Genomic DNA, 6951 nt, shown 5'->3' on the forward strand with positions numbered 1-6951 from the left:
ATGATTGATCTTGCGAAGGCGTCGGACAATCCGGCGCGCTTTCGTTTGCGGCTTGCGGGGAGTTTTGGTCTAGCGGTTCGGAGGAGATAGAGGGTGCGCACCGGTTTGCCCTGGCGAGATCTGCCAGTGGAATTCGGCAACTGGAACAGCGTGTTCCGGCGTTTCCGCAGATGGGCCAAGGGGGGTGTTTTCGATCGCCTGTTCACAGAGATACGTGGAGAGCCCGATTTCGAATACGCGTTGATCGACGGAACCATCGTTCAGGCTCACCAGAAGGCGAGCGGCGCAAAAGGGGGGCTCAGGATCAGGCCATCGGGCGCTCGCGCGGCGGACTGACCACCAAGATCGTGGCACTGGTCGATGCCCTCGGGACCCTGTTCGACTTTGTGCTTCTGCCGGGCCAGGCCCACGACTTGAAAGGTGTCGCTCCATTAATCGAAAACGTGGCCTTCGATGCGCTTCTGGCGGACAAGGCCTTCGACGCTGACTGGCTGCTTGCCGAGTTGGACGCGCGGGGCGCGCGCGCCATCGTCCCGCCGAAAGCAAACCGCAAGATCAAGCGAGACTACGACAAGCACGCCTATAAATGGCGGCACTTGGTCGAAAATTTCTTCGCGAAGATCAAGGAATTCCGGGCCATCGCCACGCGCTACGAAAAAACCGCATGCAGCTACGCCGCCAACTGGCACCTTGTCGCGACCATCATCGCCGCAAGGTGAATGTCCACGGGACTGGGCACCCAAAGCGCGCGCTTTGCGAAACCCGGCCTGCCCGTGGCAGGAGCCACGAATTCAGGCCGGGCAGGCCGCGTCACATTCAATCGACCATTTCGGTCCTGGTCCCGGCGCCGTTCGGATCTCCGACCCGCCATTCGGTCCGATAGGTCTGTTGTCCGCGCTGCGTATACTGATGTGCCAGACCGGCCTCTTCCAGATCGCCGTTTATGTCATTCGGCGCGTTGGTCGCTATATCGCTGCCGCCCCGATTAAAGTTATAGCGGTCCTCGGCATAAATTGTGACCTCGGCCGAGGCCGTCAGCGATCCATCGGCATTCCGGGTATAAGTGATGGTTGAACCGCTCCATGAACTATGCCCGCCAATGGCCTTCTGCCAATCCTCTGACGCCGGTTCTCTAAAGCCGCCGCCGTCCTCTCTGACCTGCGCATCGCTTTTGGTCGAGGCGGGGTCGGTGTGTATTTCAACGGTAATGCTGTCGCCTTCGTTCGGGCCGACCTGCTGGTCGATCTCGGCATATTTTTCATCCGCTTCGGCACGGGTCTGGCCAAGATACTGGTCACGCGTCTCCTGACCGGCAGGATCGTTTTCCAGATAGTCACCATAGTCGAACTCGCGGTCCGCCCCGTTACCGTTCAGATAATGCTCATAGGCTTCCAGCCCGTTGGGATATTTTGCGCCCGCACCGAACCCCGCCGCCGACCCTAGCGGGACACCCGGGGGAAATGGTGGTGCCAACCCTCCTACTATGGCTCCCGCCACAGCCGGGTTTTTAGCCGCAGATGACAGCGCGAAATGTCGCACGCGTTCTTCCAGGGTCGGCTCTCGCGTGGGCAGTGGAACCTCGTTGTTCTTGTCGTTGGGGTCTTGCAGATGCCCGTTATCATGCCGAAGGTCCGGCCGGGGATCTGCCGGACCGGGTTTGAAATCCAGAAAATTCTGCACCTTGGGCGAAGGAGGTGTCGCAGGAGGCTCGGGCGGGGCATTAGGCGCGGCAGTAGGGGTAGCTGTCGGGCCGGACTTCGCAGGAGGCTCAAGCGGGGCAGTAGGCGCGGCAGTAGGGGTAGCTGTCGGGCCGGACTTCGCAGGAGGCTCAGGCGGGGCATTGGGCGCGGCAGTAGGGGTAGCTGTCGGGCCGGACTTCGCAGGAGGCTCGGAGTCAGGTGTCGAGGTTGCTTTGGGGCCGGACTGAGGAGGAGGGGTCGGGCGATCGGTCGGGCCACCGCCGCCAAATTTCTGAACCCCACCCCCTGCGGTGCCGTTCCCTCCGATCCACGCCGCAGCCGAGGCTGTCCGCGCCTCGTGACCGAACGCCTTCAGCCCGTTCTGACCATTTGCCAGTTCCTTGCTGACCGGCGCGTTGGCGGCATTCCCCTTGTTGGCAGAAGCAGTCTGCGCGCCGGATTGTGGGGTAGCGTTTCCGTTATTGACACCGGCGCTTCGCGAAGCAGCGGCCTGCTGAGGTTGCGCTTTGGGCGGGGCGGCCTTGGGGATCTCGATCTTTTTCAGGGGCAAAGAGTTACGTATCGCACTACCCACCGAACGCATTTTTGCGTTCGCGCCAGCGGACGAATCAAAAGCAGTCATGATAATACTCGCAGATAAAAAGTTAGTGGTGAAAATAGTTAAAAATCAGTTGTATTTTAATTTAAATATAATGCTTAACGCCCCTTCATTATTCCATCGCCTTCCCCGGAAAGCAACCGGAACAAAGGTGGCAGGCCGGATGTCAGGCAGCTTCCTGCCCATTCCCCGCACCGGTCAGCCAAAAGCGGCCAGACCGCGAAAAAGCCCGCCAAGCGCCGGGCCTTGCGGCACCCGATGCCGCAAATACGACAACACCGCCGGATCGCGGGAACCTGAATTCCCGCAATCCGGCGGTGCCATGCGTCATCCGGCAATCAGGCCAGCTTCGCGTCCAGCGCGCCATGCGCCTCGTAATTATATCCGTGCAGGCCGCGCTGCCCCTCGGCCAGTTTTGGGCTGATATTCCGATTCTCGGGCCCATAGGAGGATGGCGCCGAGGCAACCCTTGGGCGCCCCTGCCACTCGCCGGGCTTAAGCCGATCTTTGGGCGGTTCCGTCGGCCTGCTGGGCGCGCCTTCCCAGCCATCGCGTTCACTAATTTTGTCTCGGGCTTCCCCGATGATATCTTTTGGCCTGCGTTCCTCGTCCGACGTGTATTTTTCGGCCCCCGCCTGATCGCCACCCGGCTGCGGCTGCTGCTGGATCTGGACGGGCTGAACCGGCACGACTTGCCGGGCAGCGGCGTTGAGACCAGAAACCGGATTGATACCAACCATCGAATCACTCCTGCAAATAACATAAAGACAATACCGCCATTGTCGGTCTGTCGCGTTCAGCAGGCAACAATCACCCCAAAAAGCGGGACGGGTCAGGCAGGATCCCGCCCGTCCCGGTCGCTCAACCCTTCTTTTTCCCGCCCGTCTTGGCGCGCGCTTCGGTGGCGGCGGCGATGGCGTTGCTGGCCTCGTCCTGCATTTTCTGGGCAAAGGCGACCATCTGCGCGGCATAAGCCTCGGCCCAGTCGGGGAAATGCCCGCTTTTCATCGCGGCATCGCGCATTTCCTCGCCCTTGTCGTGCAGCGCCTTGAACTGGTCCTCCCATGCGCTTTGCATGCTTTGCCACTGAGTGCGGACATTTTCGCCCGCATCCTCGAAATAGCTGCGCACCTGGGCGTTCACCTCTTCCTGGCGCTGCATGGCGGTTTCCTGCCATTTGCGCATGCCGGCCATCATGTCCTCGTTGCGCGCGCTCAGTTCGTCCTGCCATTCCGAGGCGCGCTTTTCGAAGGCGCGCGCGTTTTCAGCAAGGGTGGAAAACATGTCAGAGAGCTTCATCGCAGAAATCCTTTGCTTGCGGGGTCGCGGTGAGACGGTTCAGAGGCAGTGGACGCCCACGCCTGCAGAACAAACTGGTCCTGCACGCGGGCTTTGTCAAACCTTCTCGACAGCGTCGCTGCGTCAGGCCGGGCAGGCCACTATCCCGATGCGCCAACACCCTGAACCAATGCAGGATTGCCTCCTTTCGCGCGTCGCAGCAAGATGGCCGCAGATCATTTCTTCACCATGAATTGCCCGCAAATCCGATCCGTGGCGACGTCCGGCGGCGATTGTTCCTGTGCCCCTCGACCGGTGCGCCACGCGATGAGGAATGCCCTGCGGCAATCCACTCAAGACAGGAGACGAAGATGAACAAAACAGGGCTGAAGGCCGTCGCGGCGGCGCTGGCTGCCTCGGTCGCGCTGATGCCGGTCGTGGCAGAGGCGCAAAAGGTCACGGGCGCGCAAAAGGCGCGCGGGCCGCATGTGACCGTTCGTGTTCTGGGGCGGGGCGGCGGCATGACCGGCGGCGGCGGCACGACAGCGCCGGTCGCGACCTGGCAGCCCTGGATGCATCCCGACATCGCGGATGCCTGGTCGCAGGGCTTTTACGGTCAGGGCACGACCATGACCGTGATCGACGATTTCACCAGCGCCAGCGTGTATACCGGCGATCTGGGAACCGGCTCTGTGCAGCAGCGGCATGGTGAATGGACCTCGGCCATCACCACGATGGTCGCGCCCTCTGCCAAGCTTGCGAAACAGGATTTCAGCAGCACCCGCGCAGTCAGCCTTGCGCGGCGCGGGCTGAACGTGCTGAATCTCAGCTATGGCATGTTCGGCGATGCGGGCTACACCGCCAGTCAGGTCGGCTGGTCCCCGCGCGAGGCGTCGATCATCAGCTATGCCTCAACGGGCGCGGCGGTGGTCTCGAAAGCGGCAGGCAATGACGCTGTGGCCGTGGGCGCGGTGAATGGCGCGGGCAAGGTCGATTATCTGGATTCGGCGCTGGTGGGCAAGCAATCGGCGGTTTTTGTCGGCGCCCTCGACCGGAATGGAAGCATCGATGCACCCGCTTCGCTGGCATGGTATTCGAACTATGCGGGCGACGATCCGGCGGTGCAGAACCAGTTCCTGACAGTCGGAGTCGAGGGCAGCAAAACCGGCCTTTACGGCACCTCATTCGCGGCCCCCGTGGTAACGGGCTATGCGGCAATTCTGGGCAGCAAGTTCACGCGCGCGACACCGGCCCAAATCACCAACCAGTTGCTTGACACGGCGCGCCAGGACACGGTGACGAATTACGACCCCGCCCGCTTTGGCCGGGGCGAAGCCAGCCTTTCGCGCGCGCTTGCACCGGCGGCGATCAAATAGGCGACAGCCAGCCGCCGGACCGGCAGCGCGCGCAGCGCGCCTCCGGCCGGGCGGCAGCGCGCGGGGCGGGCTTTGCCCGCCCCGCCCCGCCCTTTTCCGCCACCGCTACAGCGTCAGTTCCAGCGCGTCGGGGCTGAGGATCGTCAGCCGCTGGCGCCCCGCGTTAATGACTCCGGTTTTCTGCAATTCAGATATGACGCGGCTGACGGCCTCGCGGTTGGTGCCGATATAGCTGGCGATTTCGGCATGAGTGGGGGTATCATGGATCACGCCATCGGGCTGACAGACGCCCTGTTCCAGCGCCAGCCGCATCAGATAGCCCCGCACCCTCTGATCGACATTCTGGCTGACCATTTCGGTCAAGCGCTTTGTCAGGCTGCGGATCCGCCCGGTCAGATCGCGCAACAGCCGGGCGCGAAAGGCCGGAACCTCATCCACCAGCCACAGAAAGCTTTCCCCCTCGATCACGACAACGCGCGAGGGAATCTGCGCATAGATGCTGATCGAGCGCGGTCCCTCGTCCAGCGCGGCAAGTTCGCCGAAGTAATCGCCGGGGCCGATGCGCGAAAAGGTCAATTCGCGGCCGGTCTCGGTCCAGTATACGGCGATGAATGCGCCGTCGCGCACAAAGACCACACTGTGATCCGAGCTTTCGCGATCAATCACAAGTTGACCTGCGCCGCAGAGTCTTTCGCTCCAGCGCAGGCGGGGCGAGGCCAGAATTTCGGTCGGAACCGCCGCCAGCATCGGTATATTTTGAAGTTTATTCAAATTTTTATCCATGCGGCCCTGACTGGTCTGGACATGAAAGCAGGCGAACGGGCGATTCCATTCCCCTACGTCAAATTTAGCGGCCAATCACGATGATCTGCAACCGGTCGGTTCCGGTCAGTGGCTGGCGGCTGTAATCCAGTCCCGGAACCGGCGGAGGCATCTGCGCGAATGCCTGCATCAGCCCTGTGCGGGTCACGTCGCGCCCGGCCTGCATCAGCGCGGCGGCCAGCAGGCGCGCGGCAAGCCCGGCATGGATCCGCAGCGTCGGCTGTCCGGTTTTCATCGCCGCGCCGATGATCATCGGCGCAGTCAGGATCACGCGGGGGGCTGCGTCAGGCGCGGCGGCCAGCGTCTCCGGCACAGGAACCGAAAAGGACCAGATGCGGCGAAGGCCCTCGGGCAGGGGCGCCGCGTCGCCCCACAACACCACATCGCTTGCCCTTCCCCCCGAGGCGCGCACATGAACCTCGGTCCCGCTTCGCGCCAGGGCCACGCGCAGATGAGCGGCCAGCCGGTCGGCGAAATCATCGGCGGGATCGGCCTGAACGATGACCGAAGCAGGGCCTTCTGCGGCCATCTGATCTGCCAGATACTGCATCGCCGCACGTTCGGACGGGATAAAGCTGCGGATGATCGACGGGCTTTCCCCGCCCGTCAGGGGGGCCAGCGGGAACAGCACCGGGATGCCCTGCTCGGCCGCCTGCCGCGCAGCGGACAGGCTCGCCGCGCGCGGGCCGATGACGGCCAGCAGGCCGGAATCCGCGGGCAGCGGGCCATTCCGGGGCAACGGCACCAACTCGATCCCCCGCCCATGGATGGGCTGATCGCCAAGGGCCGCGCGCAACGCCGCCAGATAGGCATCGCCGAACACCCCGATACGCAGGCGGCCGGAAGCGACGCCCTGCCGTTGCAGATCAGGCAGCGCCCGCAGATAGGCCGCAAGCGCCGCGACCTGATCCGCGTCAAGCTCATATCGCGGCATCAGGCGGCTGAGGATGCGGCCATCCGCACCCCGGCCCTCGCGCAACGCGCGGGCAAAAGCGGCGGCGTCATAGGCGGGCCGGGCGGGCGTTGCCGCCGACAGCGCGGGCCAATCCACCGGCGGCGTCTCGCCCTCGCCTCCGCCCAGACCATCGCGGCCATGACAATTGGCGCAGGCCGGTCCCGGCCCCTGCCCATTGGCAAAGATCGCATGCCCGGCAGCGACCGGGTCCGGTTCCGCGCG

Annotated in this window: 6 protein-coding genes and 1 pseudogene; 2 read left to right on the forward strand and 5 right to left on the reverse strand. The window is 63.5% G+C overall.

From position 1 onward, the window contains the following. Positions 1-93 precede the first annotated feature (93 nt). A pseudogene (locus ACK5L9_RS12285) lies at positions 94-719 on the forward strand (IS5 family transposase); the annotation flags it as partial. 97 nt (positions 720-816) lie between these two features. Here ACK5L9_RS12285 and ACK5L9_RS12290 read toward each other — a convergent pair. The 3 genes from ACK5L9_RS12290 to ACK5L9_RS12300 all read right to left on the reverse strand — a co-directional run bounded on the left by ACK5L9_RS12290 (position 817) and on the right by ACK5L9_RS12300 (position 3597). Next, complete coding sequence (locus ACK5L9_RS12290; RefSeq protein ID WP_416911753.1) at positions 817-1473, reverse strand: hypothetical protein; 657 nt, start codon at positions 1471-1473, stop codon at positions 817-819. 1163 nt (positions 1474-2636) lie between these two features. Further along, positions 2637-3038, reverse strand: a complete 402-nt coding sequence (locus ACK5L9_RS12295; RefSeq protein WP_416911754.1) for a hypothetical protein — start codon at positions 3036-3038, stop codon at positions 2637-2639. A gap of 121 nt (positions 3039-3159) precedes the next feature. After that, entirely contained in the window at positions 3160-3597 is a 438-nt protein-coding gene (locus ACK5L9_RS12300) for a hypothetical protein (RefSeq protein WP_416911755.1), read from the reverse strand. Positions 3598-3947: 350 nt separating this feature from the next. Between ACK5L9_RS12300 and ACK5L9_RS12305 the strand changes: the two genes are divergently transcribed. Continuing rightward, positions 3948-4952 carry a S8 family serine peptidase gene (locus tag ACK5L9_RS12305; protein WP_416911756.1) on the forward strand — a complete coding sequence of 335 codons (1005 nt, stop codon included), beginning with the start codon at positions 3948-3950 and terminating at the stop codon, positions 4950-4952. A 105-nt stretch (positions 4953-5057) separates the two neighbouring features. Here the strand turns inward: ACK5L9_RS12305 and ACK5L9_RS12310 are convergent, their stop codons facing one another. Continuing rightward, positions 5058-5723, reverse strand: a complete 666-nt coding sequence (locus tag ACK5L9_RS12310) for a Crp/Fnr family transcriptional regulator (protein WP_416911757.1) — start codon at positions 5721-5723, stop codon at positions 5058-5060. 76 nt (positions 5724-5799) lie between these two features. Next, a partial coding sequence (locus ACK5L9_RS12315; RefSeq protein ID WP_416911758.1) for a c-type cytochrome occupies positions 5800-6951 on the reverse strand: 1152 nt, incomplete at its 5' end.

The sequence above is a fragment of the Paracoccus sp. (in: a-proteobacteria) genome, assembly GCF_047973135.1.
GTDB lineage: Bacteria > Pseudomonadota > Alphaproteobacteria > Rhodobacterales > Rhodobacteraceae > Paracoccus.